We start from the raw sequence: 19,092 nt of genomic DNA, 5'->3' as shown, positions 1-19,092 counted from the left end.
CTAGAAGAATAACGAAGCTGCATTTGAATAAGCGGCATAAACGGAAGGAGTGTCCGTCTTGGCTGAACAAACCTTGGCTTCAAAGGAAAGCGTTTCACGAAGGAAGAGGTCCCTTGGACATTATCGGGAAATGATGGGCCGGTACGTATTCACGGAGCGCAAGCTGTTGGCGTGGCTGACTGTGCTGCTGCTTGCCTCGATCGCCCTGCAGCTTGTCAATCCGCAGGTAATCCGCTATTTCATCGATTCCGCCCAAGGTAAAGGCAATTTGAATGCGCTTTACGCCGCGGCCGCCATTTTCATCGGCTTTTCGCTGATCCAGCAAGTTGTATCGGTGTGCGCCGCCTATTACAGTGAGAACCTCGGCTGGACGACAACCAACCGGCTGCGTTCGGATCTTGTGCAGCACTGCCTGTCGCTGGATATGTCGTTCCACAAATCGCACACTTCGGGCACTTTAATCGAGCGGGTTGACGGCGACGTAAACGCACTGGCAAACTTTTTTTCCAGTTTTTTGATTCATCTGCTGGGCAACATTCTGCTGATGTTGGGGATTTTGGTCCTGCTTTTCCGGGAAAATATTTGGATCGGCGTGGTGATGTCCCTGTTCGTGGTAGGGGCCGTGTTTGTCATCCAGCGAATCCGTAAATTCACTGTGCCGGTCTGGACGAAATGGCGCGCGCAGAATGCCGAACTGTACGGTTTTATCGGAGAGCATCTGGAAGGAACGGAAGACACCCGGGCGAATGGCGCCGCAGGATATGTCATGAACCGGTTTTACGAACTGTCCAGGCGGATGCTGCCGGTTCGTATCCGGGCCTTTTTGGGCTTCGGGATGATGTGGGGCACCACGATCCTTGTGTTTGCGCTCGGCAACGCCGCAGCCTTCCTGGTCTGTGCCTGGCTCTGGAAACGCGGAGAGCTGTCCATCGGTTCCGTTTATCTCGTGTTCTATTATACGGAACAGCTGGCGAAACCGATCGAGAAGATCCGCACCCAGCTCGAGGATTTGCAAAAAGCCGACGCAAGCCTCGTTCGCGTCCGGGATTTGCTGAATACGAAGCCGAGAATCACCGACGGACCGGGGGCTCCTCTGCCGGCCGGACCGCTGGACGTTAAGCTCAAATCTTTGACATTTGCCTACGAAGAAGACAGCGAGCCGACGCTGCATGATTTGAATTTGCAGCTTAAGCAAGGACAGACGCTTGGCCTTTTAGGCCGGACCGGCAGCGGCAAGTCAACGCTAGCCAGGCTGCTGCTGCGCTTCTACGATCCGCAAGCGGGCTCCATCGAGCTGTCCGGCGTCGATATCCGAAACTGCAAGCTGCATGAGCTCCGCAGCGGGGTAGGGATGGTTACGCAAAACATCGAGATCATGGAGGGCAGCGTCCGCGACAATTTATCCTTGTTCGACGAGCGAATCGGCGATGAGGAAATTATCGGCGTGCTGAAGGAGCTGGGACTTGAGGAATGGTACGGATCGCTGCCGGACGGTTTGGATACGGTTCTATCGTCGGGTGGGGGGAGCTTGTCGGCGGGAGAAGCCCAACTGCTTGCATTTGCCCGGGTGTTTCTAAGCAATCCCGGTCTCGTTATCCTGGATGAGGCCTCCTCACGGCTTGACCCGCTGACCGAAAACCGGATCGAAGCGGCGATCAGCCGGCTGCTCGAGGAGCGGACCTGCATCATGATCGCACATCGATTGTCCACCGTGCAGCGGGCGGATCAGATTATGATTCTCGAAAACGGACGGATTATCGAGAATGGGGATCGGGCAATGCTGGCCGGAAATCCGGAGTCCAGGTTCAGCCAAATGCTGGCCGTCGGACTCGAGGAGGTGCTGGCATGAGCACGAGACATTTTTTCTGGAAGCTGCTTACCTTCCGGCCGGTTTTCTATTTCGCCAATCTATTTGCCTGGATGGTCATTCATATGGTTCCGCTTATTCCGGGGCTCGTTACCAAGGCGTTTTTCGATGATCTTGAAGGCAGCCGCGACTTCCCTTACGGGATCTGGGGAATTGCCGCTCTGCTTGTCGCCGTCGCCGTGGCCCGGATCATGCTGATTGCGGTGGGGTTCTGGACCGATGCCAGCTACCGCTTCCGCATCAGCACGCTGCTGCGGAGGAATATGCTTGCTCATATCTTGAAGGAGCCGGGCGCCAAAGCGATTCCCTGCTCTCCGGGAGAGGCAATCAGCAACTTCCGCGACGACGTCGATCATACCGAAGAAGCGATGAGCTGGTCGGTGGATACGCTGGGTCTGATTGGATTCGTTATCGTGTCCAGCTATATCCTGATTTCGATCGACGCGCAGATGACGTTTTTTGTATTTGTGCCGCTCATCCTGGTCGTTACGGCGGCGCAAATCGCCACGGCGCGCATCCAGAAATACCGTGCGGCGAGCCGCGCCGCGACGGCCAAGGTGACCGGCTCGATCAGCGAGATGTTCTCCAATGTCCAGGCGATTCAGGTCGCCGGGGCCGAAGAGCGGATTGTTCGCCGCTTCGAACGGTTAAGCGACAACCGCCGCCAATCGATGGTCAAAGACAAGCTGATTACCGAAGCGCTGTCCTCGATATTCACGAACTCGGTGAATCTCGGCACTGGGCTGATCCTTGTCCTGGCCGGCTATAAAATGCGCAGCGGAACGTTTTCCGTAGGCGACTTGTCCTTGTTCATTTATTATTTGACCTTTGTAACGCAACTGATTTCCAATGTCGGGAACTTTATGACGTATTACAAACAAATGACCATCAGCTTCGGCCGTTTGAAAGATATGCTTCAAGGGGCGTCCGCCAAGCTGCTGACCGTTCCGGCCTATATCGGGCTGGGAAAACCGGCGGAAGCGGATGCCGCGGCACCGGCCGGAGAAGCGCCAAGTGGCGAAGCTGCGGCAGAACCGCTGCGGGTATTGCAGGTCCGCGGACTCACTTACCGCTATCCGGAGACGGGCCGGGGCGTCCAGGACATTGACCTGCGGCTGGAACGCGGGTCGTTCACCGTAATCACCGGCATGATCGGTTCCGGGAAGACGACGCTGCTGCGGGCGCTGCTTGGCCTGCTGCCGGCGGAGTCCGGAGAGATTACTTGGAACGGCCGCCGGGTGAGCGCGCCGGCCGACTTTTTCGTGCCGCCGCAAAGCGCCTATACGGCGCAGATTCCACGCTTGTACAGCGATAAGCTGCGCAGCAACATCCTGCTCGGGCTGCCGGATACCGCGGCCGATTTGACGCAGGCGCTGTACGTCTCCGTCATGGAAGACGACGTGGCGCAGCTCCAGCACGGCCTGGACACGAAGGTCGGGCCGCGCGGGGTCAAACTCTCCGGCGGCCAGGTCCAGAGGACCGCGGCCGCGCGGATGCTTGTCCGCGACGCACAGCTGTACGTATTCGACGACCTGTCGAGCGCGCTCGACGTTGAGACGGAACGCAAGCTGTGGGAGCGGCTCTTTACTGACAGGGGCGAGGCCACCTGTCTGGTCGTGTCGCATCGCAAGGCGGCGCTGGCGCATGCGGATCATATCATCGTGCTGAAAGACGGCACGATCGAAGCCGAAGGCACGGCGGAGCAATTGCTCGCCGGGAGCGGGAGCTTCCGCCGGCTTTGGTACGGCGAAGAAGTCAAAGCGGGCGAGGCCTAAGACCGCTTTCTGCGAAGAACGCCCATACCGCGCATGGATGCGGTTGGGCGTTTGTTCACTGAAAATCCCTGCTTCTCGGCAACGAAACGGGAATTATGGTAGAATTAGGAGAAATGAACTCGAAAGATTGGGGGATCACGATGGAGATGTCACAGGAGCCTGTTGTCCGGATTCAGGACGTCAGCAAAAAGATTGGCTCAAAGACGCTGATCGACCGGCTGACGCTGGATATTCCGGCAGGGCAGGTCTACGGTTTTCTCGGGCCCAACGGAGCCGGGAAAACAACAACCATCCGCATGATGGTCGGATTGATGTCCATCTCAAGCGGTGATATTTTGATTCAGGGTTCCAGTATCAAACAAGATTTTGAACAGGCAATTACGCATGTCGGCGCGATCGTCGAGAATCCGGAGATGTACAAATTCCTGACCGGGTATCAAAACCTGCTGCATTATGCCAGAATGTCTCCGGGGGTCACGAAAGAGAGAATATGGGAAGCCGTGGAGCGCGTAGGCATGCAAAACCGGATCCACGATAAAGTCAAGACCTATTCGCTGGGGATGCGCCAGCGTTTGGGGGTAGCGCAGGCCATTTTGCACCGGCCGAAGTTGTTGGTGCTGGACGAGCCTACCAACGGTCTTGACCCGCAGGGTATTCGCGAACTGCGCGATTATTTGCGGGAGTTGGCGAGAGAAGAAGGAACGACCGTGTTCGTCTCCAGCCATCTGCTGTCGGAGATGGAGTTGATGTGCGATACGGTCGCTGTCATCCAGCAAGGGCGGCTGGTGGACGTCAAAGCGCTGCATGCGGAAGAGACGAAAGAAGCCTCCCGCGAGACGGCTTTTGAGGTGAGCGATCCGACTGAGGCTGTCCGGCTGATCGGATCGGGCCGCGTCGAAAACGGCGGGGTCGTCATTGTTTCGGCGGACCGGGATTCGGCCGCGGCCATCAACGCCAAGCTGGTTAGCGCCGGAATTGCCGTTTATGGCATCCGCGCGGTGACGCGTTCGCTCGAAGATCAATTTTTGGAAATGACCGGGGGTGGAGAAATTGAATAGTTTTTTCGCGCTCGTACAAAACGAGAACATGAAAATATACCGCCGTCTCCGGACCTGGATCATGTTCGGGCTGCTTGTACTGCTTGTGATTTTGTTCGCCGTATTATTCACCATGGGCGGGGGAGCTTCGCCGCTTGGAGCGTGGGATGCGGTGGATCAGCTGTTTTTCCTGTATTACCTCGTGACGATTTTCGCTTCGATCATAGCTGCGGATATCGTGGCCGGCGAGTTCACATGGGGGACGATCAAACTGCTCTTGATCCGGCCGTGGACGCGGACGAAGGTGCTTGGTTCCAAGCTGCTCTCCGTTTTCCTGTTTACGCTCGCTATGACGGCGGTGTTTTTGATTGCGACGTTTGCCGTATCTTTCCTGATGTATCCGAACACGCCATCCGCCGTGTTTCCGCCGGGAAAAAGTCCGTTTGGACTCATCATGGAATCACTGTTGTACAATTACATTGATCTTCTTGTCATTACGCTGTTTTCGTTTATGCTTTCAACCGTATTCCGCTCCAGCGGGATTGCTATCGGTTTGTCGATCTTTATCCTGTTTGCCGGCAATATTTTTACGGCGCTGTTTAACCCGGTTCGTTTTCCTTGGGCGAAATACGTGCTGTTCACGAATATGGATCTGAGCCAATATCGCGGTGGACAGGTTGGTCCTGCGGGGATGACGCTTGGGTTTTCCTCGGTGGTGCTGGCCGTTTATATGCTGCTGTTCCTGTTTATTGCCTGGATCGTGTTCAAAAAGAGGGATGTGGCCGCTTAAGGCCATCAACCGACTTTAACTTACGATGATTGTATCGGCGGCGCAAAACAAAAAGTTCCCGTTTGCTCAAAAGCAGGCGGGAACTTTTATTTGGGGTATCTCACGCCGTTTTACCCCGCTTCAGGCTGCGGCGCTTTTTTGAGCTTCTCTGGGGTGGGGGCGGGTGCGCTTGCCGTTTTCTCCATTTTGCTGGCGCCGTTAAGCAGGCCGCCTTCGACGATGATCAGTTTCGCGACATGGACGTTGCCGTTTACCTGACCGCTGCTCGTAATCGTCAGCCGGCCTTGAGTCGTAATGTCGCCGATGACCTTGCCGGCCACGATGACTTCGGCTCCTATGATGTTGGATTTGGCTTCCCCGGTTTCTCCGATGATGACTTGCCCCAAACAATCGATTTCTCCATGAATTTTTCCTTCGATGCGCAGGTTGGCTTTGCATTCCAGTTTCCCGTCAAAAACGCTGCCCTGTCCAATCAGGGTATCGGTCAGACCGGCGGTCTTTTTGTTGTTTTTCAGCATCAATTCCTCAAGCCTCCATTTCTTCTTCTAAATTCTGATTATTTCAAGTAGGGAAGAGGGTTTACCGGGTTGCCTCCCTTCACGATTTCAAAATGCAGATGCGGTCCCGTGCTTCTTCCCGAGTTGCCCAGACTGCCGATTTTTTCTCCCTTACGAACGGTGTCTCCTTTGGACACGCCGATCGTGTTTAGATGCAAATACCAGCTCTGCAGGCCGCCCGGATGTTCAACCACGATATATCTGCCGTGAGAGCTGTCCTTATCGATGGTGACGACCGTACCAGCACCGGCGGCAAATACGGGATCGCCGATTTTTCCGGCAATGTCGATACCGGCGTGAAATGCGGCTTTTCCCGTGAAGGGATCCGTCCGGTAGCCGAAGTTCGAGGTCAGCCTTGTGGACAAGGTCGGCCATTCCGTGGGTGTTCCCGAGAGAGAATACTGCGTTTCCTGCGCTTTTTTCAGGGTAACGGGAACGTTTTTCTCCATTTCATCCAGCATGGCGCTCATTTGTTCGAAATCGTTTCTCGTCTCCTGAGCCAGCGCTTCGATCTCATTGTCATGGACAGCAATAAATTCGCCGCCAACGCCGCCGCTTTGTTCTTCCTCCCAAGTTAAGGAGGACAATTTACCGAGTTCCCCCGACTTGTCCCCGTATTTCTCGATAAATTTTTGCAATTCGTTTTCCAGCTCGGCAACGCGTTCCATCCGGTTCATCATATCTTGGGATTGGCCGGACAAGGTAACGACTTCGTTTTGCAGGCGCTGAATCGCTTCATTCTTATCGGTCACGACAGCTTCGAACTTCAGGTTTTGCTGCCTGAGCTGATCCTCGAGCCGGGAAACGGATTGGTCGGACTGCATTTGCAGACTGACAATCAGCCCGGATATGGACAGCAAGGCGAGCAGCGGGACGGCGATAACGAGCGGCTTGGACACCTGAACCTGCTTTACAGGCCGGCTCGCGTCCCGAAGGACGAGCAAAGTCATCCGATTCGGGTTAGGCAGGCTTACACTCCTCATGGCATCTCCTTTCCTACTCTCATGACTTCTATAATTTATCTATTCCTATGACTCTTAAATCATGTCAAAAAACTGGTCCTGTCTGATATAGGCGAAAGCCGGAAATGAATAAAACGGGGCGGTTCTGGTAAATGATGATGTTCAGAGGAGGCTGGTACTTTTTGATATGGATTATCCTTATTTTGCTGCTGATGATTTGTCAAATCACTTCAATTGTGGTCTTGGAGTTTCGTCATCCGAGTATGGCAATCGCCTGGGTGTTCCTCCTATTGCTGCTGCCTGTCGTAGGGATCATCCTCTATTTTTTTCTGGCTCGGGATTACAGCAAAAAGGGACATCCCCGCCATGCGGAAGCCCGAGTGTTTCAGGAAATTTGGCCCAAGCTGCGGCAACAGTCCAGCCTTGTAAAAACAGCCGAAGCAATGCATCATCCCGGCTTCAAGACGCAGGGGCGTTTTTTTGCGCTGCTTGAAAGACTGTCGGAAAGCCCTGTAACGGACGGCAACCGGACCAAGGTGCTTAGTGCGACGAATGAGGCTTTTGACGCGATGCTGTCCGAGATGGAAAGAGCCAAAGACCACATACATATCGAGTTCTATATTTTTCGGGCAGATCGTATCGGAACAAGATTTCAGGAGGTCATGATCCGCAAGGTGAAAGAAGGCGTCAAGGTGCGGATGATTTGTGACGGGCTGGGCAGCCACAAGCTGAATAAATCGTTTATCCGGAAACTCCGGGAAGAGGGAGTGGAGTTTTATTTCTTTTCCCCGCCTTGGATCGCATTCCTGAAACGCCGTGTAAATTACCGCAACCATCGCAAAATTTTGGTTGTCGACGGGCGGATCGGGTTTCTCGGCGGGCTGAATGTCGGCGACGACTATTTGGGGCAATATAAAAAAACGGGTTTTTGGCGGGATACGCATCTGCAGGTGAACGGGGATGCCGTGTATTTTTTGCAGACGACGTTTTTGAATGACTGGGAGATGGCTTCGGGCGAACGGATTCTGAGTGCCGAGTTATTTCCGGAATGTGAAGAAACGGGAACTGAACAGGTGCAAATCGTGACCAGCGGGCCTCACCGCCATTTTGACGCCATAAGGGAGATGTTCTTCGGCGCCATTAACTTGGCCCAGAAGAGCATTTCGATCGCTTCTCCCTACTTTATTCCGGACCCGGCTATCCATGCCGCGTTAAAGTCGGCGGCGCTCAGCGGCGTTGAGGTTAAGGTGATCATGCCGTATGAATCCGACAGCCGGCTGGTCAAGCTTGCTTCGCTGTCTTACGCGGCGGATTTGATGAAATCGGGCGTGAAATTTTATCAATATGCCAAAGGTTTCGTCCACGCCAAGGTGATTCTCGTCGATGACATGCTGGCGACGGTGGGGACGGCCAACCTGGACATGCGCAGCTTTTTCTACAATTTCGAAATAACTGCGCTGCTGTTTGACGAGGCTCCCATCCGCAAGCTTCGGCAGGATTTCGAACGTGATTTGCGGGACTGCATCCCGGTCGATCCGGAAGAATTCGCGCATCGGTCCCGAGCCCAGAAAGGGAAAGAACTGCTGGCACGTTTGGTGTCGCCATTATTATAGGCAAGCCTGGATCAAACCTCAAAGGGAATGCTTCAGTCCAAGCATTATACTCTGGCAGGAACGCGCAAATGCTGCAAAATCAGTTTAACGGACTGGGGAGAAACGTTTTGCAGCAAATCGCCGCGCTTTTTAAGCCGGTCCCCGATGTTTAGCAGGTTAAAGTCTGCGGGTTTGGGATTTCGCTTCACTTCCTCCCAAGTTAGCGGAGTGGAGACGCTGGCGGAGACGCGGGCGCGCGGTGTATAAGGGGCCGCCAGGGTCTTGCCGCCGTAATGCTGCAAATAATCGAAATAAATCTTATCGCCCCGGTCTTTTTTCAATCGTTCGATGGTGAACAGGCCGGGGTATTTTTCGGTTACATAACGGGCGACAAAATGGCCGATCGAGCGGAGTTCGTCGAAAGTGACGCCGTATTCGATGGGAACAATGATTTGAACGCCGGTGGCTCCGGAGGTTTTCGGCACGGAAACGAGCCCCAGCGAAGACAGGATTTCGCCGACATAAGCCGCTGCCTCCATGATCCGCGGTTCTTCCTCCCGGGAAGGATCCAAGTCGATCATCCACTCGCAAGGCAGCGTTTCGCCGACGTAGTGCAGCGACGGGTGAAACTCGATGCAGGCTAAATTACCGAGCCACAGCAGAGCGGGCAGTTTGTCCAGCACAACATAGCGTATGTCTTCATGGAGCGTGGTTCTGACGAATTCGGGAGTCGGTTCGGGAGCGTTTTTTTGATAGAAAAATTTACCTTGCACTCCGCCGGGATACCGGATCGTTGTGAGCAGCCGATTTCGGCAATAACGGAGCAGGTAGGGGGAAATTTCAATAAGCTTCTCGAGATAGATACGTTTGGTAATTCCCATTTCCGACCACAGCGGCTTATCGGGGTTGGAAACGGGCACCTCTTTTCCTTCGACGGAAATGGTGCCTTTTACCGTTTTGGGCATATGATCAGGCTCCTTTTTGCGTTCCGGCTTAAGTAATGGACCTCTTCGCAGCTTGTTGTTTTCCTTTAAACTAAGGTTTAGGCTTACCCAATTAGGGGAAAGTATGAGGAACGAAAGCGAAAGTCCGAATTTCGCGAATACCCACCAGGAGGAAAGATATGAACTTGCAACCTGTGGTCCCTTTTGAGCCGATCCGTACCGATAAGATCCCGGAAGGGCCGGAATGGGTCGCTCAGGTCAAATGGGACGGCGTGCGCATGTTGACCTATTTTGACGGAAGCGAGACAGCCTTGATTAACCGCAAAGGAAATTCACGGACGGAACAATATCCGGAATTCGCGCATGCTCCCGGCTTCTGCCGGGCGAAATCCGTGATTTTGGACGGGGAGATGATCGCGCTTGCGGGCGGGAAGCCTTCCTTTCACGAGATCATGAGGCGCGACAGCTTGCGGCGGGAACGGGAGATCCGCTTTGCCTCGGGAAGACTTCACGCGATCTATATGGTTTTCGATATTTTGTATTGCGATGGGAAATGGGTGACGGAACTGCCGTTAACGGAACGCCAGCGGCTGCTCGGGGAGCGGGTCATCGTTTCGGAGCGGGTGCAGCTGGTGCCGAATTTCCAAGACGGCGGGAAGTTGTTTAAGGTGATGAAGGAGCGGGGCTGGGAAGGCATCGTGTGCAAAAACATCGACAGCGCCTACCAGACGGGCGGCAAAGACGCCAGGTGGCGGAAGCTCAAGCTTGCCAGCGACATTAATGCCGTCATTGGAGGGGTCACGTTTCGGGAAGGGATCGTGAATGCCGTTTTGCTGGGGCTTTACGACTTGGAGGGAAGGTTCATATACATCGGGCATGCAGGCACCGCAAAATGGAAGGTCGGAGAGTGGCGCCTCATTACGGAGACGGTCCGTCCGCTGACGCAAACGAAGCGGCCTTTTTACAATGAACCGGAGCGCGTCAAAGGAACCGTCTGGATTCAGCCGGCCCTGACCGTGAAAGTGCGATTTATGGAATGGACTCCCGGCGGAACGATGCGGCATCCGACGATTGAGGGATGGGCGGATCTCCCGCCCGAAGCTTGCCTCATTTCGCAGAGCACATGATCCCCAAATGCCGGTTATCCGCAAATGTTAGGAGATTGTTTTTTTGGCTGATTTCGGTCCGGGCGTTTTTCTTTTCGGTTTTGGCGCGGCAGCTGCCGCGGCCGTACCCGGTTCGGCGGTTTCCTGCGTTTTCTTGGCCGCGGGTTTTCGGGTTCGCTTTCCGGCGGCGGGCCCTGGATCGGTCGCAATCGGTTTGACCGCTTCGATGCTGGCCTGCAGCGCGGCCATCAGATCGATCACGCTCGCTTCCGGCTTGGCCGGAGCGAGGCTGATTTCTTCGCCGGCCACCTTTTGCTCGATCAGATGCAGCAGGGATTCCCGGTAATCGTCGGTGTATTTTCCCGGGTCGAAGGGAGTGGATAACTGCTCGATGAGCAGTTTGGCCATGGTCAGCTCCTTATCGTTGACGTTGACGGCCTCGGGCAGATTGGGCACTTGGGAAATCGGACGAATTTCATCGGGATAATATATCGTCTCGACCGCCAGGCATTCGTCCATGACCCGGATTGCGGCGAGGCTGCTTTTGGAACGGATCGCGATCTTGGCTACGCCGATTTTCCCGGACTGGCGCATCGCCTCCAGCAGCAAATTGTAAGCATTGGAGCCTGCCTGATCGGGCGACAAATAATAGGTCTTCTGAAAATAGATCGGGTCGATTTCCTCCAAATCGACGAAGTCGAGTATGGTGATCGTTTTCTCGGCGTTTGCGGACAGCTGTTCCAGCTCTTCTTTTTCGAACAGGACGTATTTGCCTTTTTCGTATTCGTATCCCCGGGATATTTCCTCCCAATTTACGTCGATATCGCAGCTCGGACAGCGCCGAACGTAAGAAATCGGGCTTCCGCAAACTTTATGAATGTACTTCATGGAAATATCTTTGTCTTCCGTCGCGGAGAACATTTTGACCGGTACGTGGACGAGACCGAAGCTGATGGCGCCTTTCCAGACAGTATGCATGACTATCCCCTTTCTTGAATTATTCTTGTTGCCGGTATTTCTTTTTACTTCTTTTTGCTTATAGTATGGTTCGAAAAAAGGTTTCTATGAAATCCCGCGTTTCCGCATGCGGTTGCGGGTACCGACGCAGACCGATATAATGGGGACATACATTTCCGTAAGGACGGAAGTTATTTCTGGAAGGCAAAAAGGGGGTTAGAGCAAGTGGGATTCGACAAAACCTCCGCGGAGTACGTAGTTGGGGTCAAGGACTTGAGTGGAACGGAAAAGCTGGCCGCGTTTTTTGCGAAACAGGCCCGGCCGGGGACGGTTATCGCGCTGGACGGGGATCTGGGTGCGGGGAAAACGGCGTTTTCCAAGCTGTTCGCCAAACATCTGGACGTTCAGGGTACGGTAAACAGCCCCACCTTCACTTTGATCAAGGAATATGAGGGCAGATTGCCTTTTTATCATATGGACGTGTACCGGTTATCCCTGGAAGAGGCGGAGGAGCTTGGCCTCGATGAATATTTTTACGGATCCGGCGTTACGCTCATTGAATGGGCCAGCCTGATCTCCGAGATACTTCCCCGCGATTTGCTGCATATTTATGTGGAAAATGTGACAGAGACGGGGCGGAACATGTACATCAAAAGTTATGGCGAACCCTATGAATCCTGGGTTAACGCCATGCGTGAGAATGGGGTTTCTTGATATGAATATGAACGAACAACAGCCGCTGCAGCGGTTATTGGCGTTTGATACGTCAACATCTTCATTGGCGGTTGCCGTCATGGAGAACGGAGCGCTGCTGGCGGAGCGGAATATCCATGCCGAGCGCAATCACTCGGCTTATTTGGTCACTGCGATTGAAGAATGTTTAAGCGCCGCGGGCATCTCGAAAAAGAATCTGGACGGCATCGCCGTCGGCATTGGTCCCGGCTCTTACACCGGAATCCGCATTGCGGTTACGACGGCCAAGACGCTTGCCTGGGCGCTCAGCCTGCCGGTATTCGGGGTTTCGAGCCTGGCCGCGATCGCGCTTGGCGGATGGGCCGCCGGTACCGCTCAGGATCGGGCGAAGCTGGCCCGGGCGGCAGCGAACCGTGAGGCGTCTTTCGGCTTTGTTGCAGGCGGGGGAGAGCAATGGATCGTCCCGCTGGTGGATGCGCGCCGTGGGCAAGCTTATACTGCGTTGTTTGCCGTCAAAGACGGCTTTTTACCGCAGCGCATAGAGCGGGATGGTATCCGGCTGATGGCGGATTGGACGGAGGAGCTTGCCATCCGCTTAAATTCGCTTGAGCCTGAGGATCGTCCATCCGACGTCTGGTTTGTCGGAGAGCCGGCCCAGCATATGGAGGTCATCGAATTCCTGCGGCCCAGAATCTCGCCGGAAGTCCATGCCGCCCCGTACGAGCTGGAAGGCAGCGATATTGGGATTGCCGGAGTGGAGCGGCTGCGGCAGGGAGATGCCGATGAAGTGCATGCCCTGGAGCCGAATTACACTCAATTGGCCGAAGCGGAAGCCAAACGGCTAGGCAAAGCTTAGAGAGGAGAGCGGCGCGTATGGATACGATAAAAAGGTTAGAGCCCGGAAATCTGATTTTTCGGACGATGACGTTAGATGATATCCCGGAGATTATGATCATTGAGCATGAGGCATTCACATTGCCCTGGAGCGAGGAAGCTTTCCGTAATGAATTGACGCATAATCATTTTGCCCGCTACCTGGTGATGGAGTATCAGAATAAGCCGATCGGCTATGCCGGTATGTGGACGATTGTCGACGAGGCGCATGTTACCAATATAGCGGTTCGAACCGCTTACCGCGGATTATATTTGGGTGAACGTCTTCTGACCCATTTAATGAAATGGGCGGAGGAGCTGGAAATGATGCGAATGACTCTGGAGGTCCGGGTATCCAATCTGGTCGCGCAGTCGCTGTACCGCAAGATGGGATTTCACGGAGTGGGCACACGCAAAGGCTATTATTCCGATAATCATGAAGACGCGCTGATTATGTGGTGCGAATTGCCGGAGGGCAACACGGGACTCGGGGAACAGGAAGGAAGCGAAAGGTATTGCTGAATCTGGAAACGGATTGTTATATTCTGGCGGTGGAGACGAGCTGCGACGAGACGTCCGCTGCCGTCGTCAAGAACGGGAAGGAAGTGCTGTCGAATCTGATCGCCAGCCAAATCGAAACGCATAAGGCTTTCGGCGGCGTTGTGCCCGAGGTCGCTTCCCGCAAGCATGTTGAGAGTATCACGCTTATGCTGGAGGAAGCGGTGCAGCAGTCGGGCGTAGCTCCGGAGCGGCTTTCGGCGATTGCCGTCACCGAAGGCCCCGGTTTGGTCGGAGCGCTGCTCGTTGGCATCATGGCCGCGAAAAGCCTTGCTTTTGCCTTGGACAAGCCGCTGATCGGAACCCATCACATCGCCGGTCATATTTACGCTAACCAGCTTGTACAGGACATCGAGTACCCGGCGATGGCGCTGGTCGTCTCCGGCGGGCACACCGAGCTTGTGCTGATGGAACGCGAAGGCAGCTTCAAGAGAATCGGGCAGACGCGTGACGATGCCGTAGGCGAGGCGTACGACAAAGTGGCCCGGGCGCTTGGTTTTCCATATCCGGGCGGGCCGTACGTGGACAAGCTGGCGGGTGAATCGCCGAAAGCGGAGGAACTTCCGCGCGCCTGGCTGGAACCGGACTCTTACGATTTCAGCTTCAGCGGGCTCAAGTCCGCTGTGCTGAACGCTGTGAACCAGCACAAAATGCGCGGGGAAGACGGGTATCAGCCCGCGATTGCCCGCGGTTTTCAGGAATCCGTCATCGATGTCGTGGTGGAAAAAGCCATTCGGGCCGTCCGTGAGACCGGCGCGCGGCAGCTGCTGCTTTGCGGCGGGGTAGCCGCGAATCGGGGGCTTCGCGCGGCTTTGACGGAGCGCTGCGAACGGGAAAAAATCCGGCTTAGCATACCGCCGTTAACTTACTGCACGGACAACGCGGCCATGATTGGCGCAGCCGCTTACGTTAAGTGGAAAAGCGGCGAATATTCCAGCCTTGAACTGAAGGCGGAGCCTTCGCTGTCCCTGGAAGCCTGGGCGCCGGGGCAAAAGTCGTAACCACCGCCGGTTTAGCCGGTGGCTTCCATCATCCCCTACCCCCCTATAAGGGCGTGATATCAGCAAGCGCCTAGAAAGGCGCATTGAAAGTTTGCCAACCGCGAGCGGTCTCCGGATTGTAACGGCGGTTCCTCCTGTCAGATCGCCGTTATCAGGCAGCGGATTAACTTCGAGGTTTTACGTTGAAACAAGTCAGAACAAAGGGTCTGCTCCGGGCAACATCTCTATCTCTGGCCAACAGCACCCCTAGAACACCGCTTCCCTCTCGACACTTAAATAGCGGTCATTAATAACCTTATTTCTACGGGGATGTCTCATTCTGAAGGAATAGCGCCGTTTTATGACCTTATTTCTTCGGAAGAGTACCTTTTCTCCTCGGTTTTGGACGCTTTGCCGAAAATAGGACCCTTTTGGACCGCTATTGTCAGGAAAATGTGATTTCCGACTGGAATAAGGCCATTTTGTATCGTTATTCAGTGTCGCTATTCAAGAAATCGCCGTTTGCCGTTCAGGGTTGCTCCCGGATCAGGCATGACCAGCCCCGTTCAGCGCCGCCTCCGCGCAGCGACAGCAATATAGGTCAAGGGATTTCTACTCATAACAATAAGCTTTCCTGAACCCCCAGTCGAACTGGGGGATCTTAAAGAGCAACGCAAAAGCCTCCGGCAATCCATCCGCTTAAGATGGGTTGCCGGAGGCTTTTTTTCTAGCTTACTTACCAGGTTTTATAAGCAGGCTCGGCTTCTTGCGCCTTTTTGTTTGGCGGAGAGGCGGGAGCCTCCGAAGCGGCAGCGGTTTCTTTCAGGACAGTCACGGCATCGTGGTCGGATGCGTTCCCCATTTTGCTTGTTCCCTCGAAGACACTGCCTTCTTCGATGGAAAGGGAAGTCGCCACCATATTTCCGTATAGCTTTCCTTTCGACGTGATCGACAGTTTGTTTCTGGCATGCACATTTCCGTTGACGACGCCGGCGATGATGATGTTCCTTGCTTGAATGTTCGATTCGACAACGCCCTTTTCACCCACCGTCACGTCGCCTTCGCACTCGATATCTCCGGTAATTTTTCCTTCGATCCGGATGCCGGCATCCGATTTGATTTTACCTTCAAAAACGCTTCCTTCGCCAATCAGAGTGTCGGTGGTGTTCGGATCCAGCTTGATGTTTCTCGTGTTTTTAAACTTCATTGTCCTTCTTCCTCTCCAGGCTTTCTTAAGTAAAGTCTAGGATCTACGGTGTTGCCGTTCTTTACGACCTCAATATGCAAATGCGGGCCGGTGCTTCTGCCGGTGGAACCCAGCTCGGCGATTTGATCTCCCTGCTTCACCGAGGCCCCCGTCTTCGTCATTATTTTGCTTAGATGCAAGTAATTCGTTTTTAAGCCGGAAGGGTGGGTGATCGTTATATAATTGCCGCGGGCGTTATTGTGTCCCGTTTCGGTTACTTTGCCGTCTGCCGCCGCAAATACGGGATCTCCGATATGTCCTCCGATATCAAGCCCACTGTGAAAGGTCAGCGTTCCGTTAAAAGGGTCCTCCCGGTTCCCAAACTCGGAAGTGATCCGCGTGGAAACGGTGGGCCAATATGTAGGGATAATTCGCATCAGCTTTTTATATTCCTGGATCGATTTCTTGGTTTGCTCCAGCCTTTTTTGCAGTCCTGGCATTTCGTTCAGGGAAGCGGCAATACTTTGCTTCGTTTCCTTGACCAAAGCGGTGACATCTTCATCGGATAGCGGAATGGATTCGCCGCCGACGCCTCCGGGTTCGACGATGTCTTTCGAAGTGCCGTTTCCGAAGGACTTTCCTTCGTTTCCCGTGATGGACTTCAGTTCGGCCTCCAGCTTTTCGAGCTCGGTCATTTTGGCTTCGATCGTTTTGGATTTTTCGGATAAATCAACGAGTTCCGTAAGCAGCTTGTCAATGGCTTGTTCCTTGTCGACGACGGTGCTTTTGAGCTGATCCGAGGAATCGGAAAGTTCGGCTTCCAGGGTGCCGATCCGATCGGTATGAGTGCGGTTTACGGCTGCGAGCACAAGGACGGTGCTGATTAAAATGACGGCCGTGGTCAAAATGGCAATAAGATGAAATGAACGGAATTTAAAGCGGAATACCGGATTCGTGCCGTCCGGCACGATGAGTAGGGTATAACGCTTATTTTTGGGTTTGAATCTTAACCGCATGACTTCCTCCTGCTTCTTAAGATGATGGTCCCGCATATGGGACATAGGTCTCGATGTAATTAGCCAATACAATTATTTCGGCAAATTGTTCCAAATCCCTTTCTTTTTTTAAAAAAATTATCCAATATTTCATTACAAAAGCAGGAATTTGTCGAAGTGAAGCGAAATGAGACAATATTGAAAGTGAAAGTTCTTTCATATGTTAGGAGGTTATTATGATCAGAATTGCCGGAATCGACGTTGGTAATGACAGCGTTAAAGTTGTAGTCGACGGTTCACAAAGACCGATCATTATTCCGAGTATCGTCTCTCCCGGATATGACAGACATGTGCTTCAAGAGGAGGACTCTCCGCTAAAAGCACTGGATGTACGGGTTTATAGTCCTAAACTTAAAAGAAATAACCAACGTTATTTCGTGGGCTTGCTCGCTATGGAAGATCAAGACAACTCGGAGCTGGAGGAGACGGATAATAAGGCAATCAGCGACCAATCGCTCGTCGTAGCATTGACAGCGCTTGCCTACGCGGCTCTGACCGGTCAGGCCTACCCAACGGCAGGCACTGGCAACGGCATCGAAGAAGTGGAGTACATCATCGGAACCGGTTTACCGGTGCGCACGTATGTAGGATTCCACCAGCAGTTTGAAGAACGGCTTACCGGCGAGCACGAAGTGACGTTCCTGTCCACACCGGAATTACGCGGCCGTACGGTTCGAGTCATTATCCGGCGGACGGTCGTATCCGTTGAAGGGGCGGCGGCATTGTTTCATTTGGCGACCAGCGATTCGCTCCAGGTCAAAAATGAAGAGCTGCATAACGGCTGCATCGGGATTTGCGAAATTGGCGCGCTGACGACCGACTTTCCGGTGGTCAAACGAATGAACATCGATAACCAGTTCAGCACCGGCGAACAATTTGGTCTTGCTACATATCTGGATTCGATTATTCGCGATGTGGAGGATCAGTTTGGCTACCGCTTCCCAAGCCGGACGAAGCTGATTGGTCGCATCCGTAACCGAGAGTTTGTGATTCAACGCGTCGGCGAAGGCCAGGCGGATATCCGTCCGATCGTAGACACTTATTTTGGACGGGCCGCACAGAAGCTGGTTGACCTGATCCGCAAGCGCTGGAAAAAGTATCCTGATATCGAGGCCTTCTACGTGCTCGGCGGGGGCGCTGCTGCGCTCCGGACGTACATGGTAGAAGCGGCGGGCTCGATGCGTTTAAGATTCGAAGAGAACAGCGAACTTTTGAACGTACAGGGATATTTGAAATTGGCTAAAAACAAGGCGGGACAAAACCAAAACCCGGCATAATCGCAGGAAACCCGACGGACGGCGCCGTCGGGTTTTTCGTTAATATGCGGATATAACGATTAATCGGAGAGGGCAGAAAATGGATCAAATCGAAGGCGAATTAATTACAGTAGAAACGATGTTGGCCGATCTTGAAGCGCTGGGCGTGAAGAAAGGGACGACGCTGATCGTACACTCTTCCTTCAAGTCGCTTGGCGAATGGGTATGCGGCGGCCCGGCCGCGGTGATCTTGGCGCTGGAGGCATCCCTCGGACCTGAAGGAACCCTTGTCATGCCTTCTCATTCGGGGGACTTAAGCGATCCAAGGGGGTGGGAGAATCCTCCGGTTCCGGCTTCCTGGTGGGAGACGATCCGGGAGCAGATGCCGGCGTATGATCCCAATCTGACGACGCTGCGAAAAATGGGGATCATCCCGGATACGTTCCGCAAGCAAGAGGGAGCGGTCCGGAGCGCTCATCCGCAGCTATCCTTCGTGGCCCGGGGCAAGGAAGCCGTTATGGTTACCTCCGGCCACGAACTGAACGATGCGCTTGGGGAGCACTCTCCGCTGGCCCGTATTTATGATTTGCAGGGCTTTGTCCTGCTGCTGGGCGTTGGGCATTGCAACAATACCTCGCTCCATTTGGCGGAGTACCGGGCCGACTACCCGGGGAAACGGAAGATCCTGAACAAGGCACCCCTTCTGGTGGACGGGGTCAAACGCTGGGTTGATTTCCGCGACATCGTATACGATTCCTCCGATTTTGAAGACATTGGCGACGACTTCGGCCGGGAGACCGGGCTTGTGAGCCGGGGGAAAATCGCCGGGGCCGAAGCCATGCTTATCCCGCAGCGGGATTTGATCGATTATGCGGTGCACTGGATCGGGCGGCATCGCAAATAG

The 19,092-nt window shown here is 54.1% G+C and carries 18 protein-coding genes; 12 read left to right on the top strand and 6 right to left on the bottom strand.

Annotated features, from left to right (window positions below; all coding sequences use genetic code 11):
* Positions 1 to 130 precede the first annotated feature (130 nt).
* The 4 genes from ACI48K_RS01100 (at position 131) to ACI48K_RS01085 (ending at position 5,469) form a co-directional block, all read left to right on the top strand.
* A complete protein-coding gene (locus ACI48K_RS01100) occupies positions 131 to 1,849 on the top strand; it encodes an ABC transporter ATP-binding protein (RefSeq protein WP_475026037.1) in 1,719 nt (572 codons plus the stop codon).
* Positions 1,846 to 3,642, top strand: coding sequence for an ABC transporter ATP-binding protein (locus ACI48K_RS01095; protein WP_475025711.1), 1,797 nt, complete (start codon positions 1,846 to 1,848; stop codon positions 3,640 to 3,642). Before ACI48K_RS01100 ends, ACI48K_RS01095 begins: the two co-directional genes overlap by 4 nt.
* 146 nt (positions 3,643 to 3,788) lie before the next feature.
* Complete coding sequence (locus ACI48K_RS01090; protein ID WP_475026035.1) at positions 3,789 to 4,700, top strand: ABC transporter ATP-binding protein; 912 nt, start codon at positions 3,789 to 3,791, stop codon at positions 4,698 to 4,700.
* The gene (locus tag ACI48K_RS01085; protein ID WP_475025710.1) at positions 4,693 to 5,469 is read left to right on the top strand and encodes an ABC transporter permease; all 777 of its coding nucleotides are present in this window, start codon (positions 4,693 to 4,695) and stop codon (positions 5,467 to 5,469) included. Before ACI48K_RS01090 ends, ACI48K_RS01085 begins: the two co-directional genes overlap by 8 nt.
* Positions 5,470 to 5,579: 110 nt before the next feature.
* Here ACI48K_RS01085 and ACI48K_RS01080 read toward each other — a convergent pair whose 3' ends face one another.
* Both ACI48K_RS01080 and ACI48K_RS01075 read right to left on the bottom strand, forming a co-directional pair.
* Positions 5,580 to 5,987, bottom strand: coding sequence for a bactofilin family protein (locus tag ACI48K_RS01080; protein WP_475025709.1), 408 nt, complete (start codon positions 5,985 to 5,987; stop codon positions 5,580 to 5,582).
* 38 nt (positions 5,988 to 6,025) lie between these two features.
* Entirely contained in the window at positions 6,026 to 7,009 is a 984-nt protein-coding gene (locus tag ACI48K_RS01075; protein ID WP_475025708.1) for a peptidoglycan DD-metalloendopeptidase family protein, read from the bottom strand.
* Positions 7,010 to 7,170: 161 nt separating this feature from the next.
* Between ACI48K_RS01075 and cls the strand changes: the two genes are divergently transcribed.
* Positions 7,171 to 8,601, top strand: a complete 1,431-nt coding sequence (cls, locus tag ACI48K_RS01070) for a cardiolipin synthase (RefSeq protein WP_475025707.1) — start codon at positions 7,171 to 7,173, stop codon at positions 8,599 to 8,601.
* Positions 8,602 to 8,645: 44 nt separating this feature from the next.
* Here the strand turns inward: cls and ligD are convergent, their stop codons facing one another.
* On the bottom strand, positions 8,646 to 9,545 hold the full coding sequence (ligD, locus tag ACI48K_RS01065; protein WP_475025706.1) for a non-homologous end-joining DNA ligase: 900 nt from the start codon (positions 9,543 to 9,545) through the stop codon (positions 8,646 to 8,648).
* A gap of 158 nt (positions 9,546 to 9,703) precedes the next feature.
* Here ligD and ACI48K_RS01060 point away from each other — a divergent pair, with 158 nt between their 5' ends.
* Positions 9,704 to 10,651, top strand: coding sequence for an ATP-dependent DNA ligase (locus ACI48K_RS01060; RefSeq protein ID WP_475025704.1), 948 nt, complete (start codon positions 9,704 to 9,706; stop codon positions 10,649 to 10,651).
* A 27-nt stretch (positions 10,652 to 10,678) separates the two neighbouring features.
* Here ACI48K_RS01060 and ku read toward each other — a convergent pair whose 3' ends face one another.
* Positions 10,679 to 11,608 carry a non-homologous end joining protein Ku gene (gene ku / locus ACI48K_RS01055; RefSeq protein ID WP_475025703.1) on the bottom strand — a complete coding sequence of 310 codons (930 nt, stop codon included), beginning with the start codon at positions 11,606 to 11,608 and terminating at the stop codon, positions 10,679 to 10,681.
* Positions 11,609 to 11,812: 204 nt separating this feature from the next.
* On the opposite strand from ku, the gene tsaE reads away from it, so the two are divergent.
* From tsaE to tsaD, 4 genes are read left to right on the top strand one after another with little or no spacing between them, the layout of a single operon-like run.
* Positions 11,813 to 12,301: a tRNA (adenosine(37)-N6)-threonylcarbamoyltransferase complex ATPase subunit type 1 TsaE gene (gene tsaE, locus ACI48K_RS01050; RefSeq protein WP_475025701.1), complete on the top strand. Its 489-nt coding sequence runs from the start codon at positions 11,813 to 11,815 to the stop codon at positions 12,299 to 12,301.
* A gap of 1 nt (position 12,302) precedes the next feature.
* On the top strand, positions 12,303 to 13,136 hold the full coding sequence (tsaB, locus tag ACI48K_RS01045) for a tRNA (adenosine(37)-N6)-threonylcarbamoyltransferase complex dimerization subunit type 1 TsaB (RefSeq protein ID WP_475025700.1): 834 nt from the start codon (positions 12,303 to 12,305) through the stop codon (positions 13,134 to 13,136).
* A gap of 17 nt (positions 13,137 to 13,153) precedes the next feature.
* Complete coding sequence (gene rimI / locus ACI48K_RS01040; RefSeq protein WP_475025699.1) at positions 13,154 to 13,675, top strand: ribosomal protein S18-alanine N-acetyltransferase; 522 nt, start codon at positions 13,154 to 13,156, stop codon at positions 13,673 to 13,675.
* Positions 13,672 to 14,712, top strand: coding sequence for a tRNA (adenosine(37)-N6)-threonylcarbamoyltransferase complex transferase subunit TsaD (tsaD, locus tag ACI48K_RS01035; RefSeq protein WP_475026033.1), 1,041 nt, complete (start codon positions 13,672 to 13,674; stop codon positions 14,710 to 14,712). The genes rimI and tsaD overlap by 4 nt, the downstream gene beginning before the upstream one ends.
* Positions 14,713 to 15,427: 715 nt before the next feature.
* Here the strand turns inward: tsaD and ACI48K_RS01030 are convergent.
* Together ACI48K_RS01030 and ACI48K_RS01025 are read right to left on the bottom strand one after the other, a co-directional pair.
* The gene (locus ACI48K_RS01030; protein ID WP_475025698.1) at positions 15,428 to 15,898 is read right to left on the bottom strand and encodes a bactofilin family protein; all 471 of its coding nucleotides are present in this window, start codon (positions 15,896 to 15,898) and stop codon (positions 15,428 to 15,430) included.
* Positions 15,895 to 16,893, bottom strand: a complete 999-nt coding sequence (locus ACI48K_RS01025; RefSeq protein ID WP_475025697.1) for a peptidoglycan DD-metalloendopeptidase family protein — start codon at positions 16,891 to 16,893, stop codon at positions 15,895 to 15,897. Before ACI48K_RS01025 ends, ACI48K_RS01030 begins: the two co-directional genes overlap by 4 nt.
* 215 nt (positions 16,894 to 17,108) lie before the next feature.
* On the opposite strand from ACI48K_RS01025, the gene ACI48K_RS01020 reads away from it, so the two are divergent.
* On the top strand, positions 17,109 to 18,209 hold the full coding sequence (locus ACI48K_RS01020) for a ParM/StbA family protein (RefSeq protein ID WP_475025696.1): 1,101 nt from the start codon (positions 17,109 to 17,111) through the stop codon (positions 18,207 to 18,209).
* Between the two features lie 79 nt (positions 18,210 to 18,288).
* Positions 18,289 to 19,092, top strand: a complete 804-nt coding sequence (locus ACI48K_RS01015) for an AAC(3) family N-acetyltransferase (protein WP_475025694.1) — start codon at positions 18,289 to 18,291, stop codon at positions 19,090 to 19,092.

Source organism: Paenibacillus terrisolis (genome assembly GCF_056171975.1).
The sequence above is the reverse complement of the archived record's forward strand: the minus strand, read 5'-3'. Positions and strand labels throughout refer to the sequence as shown.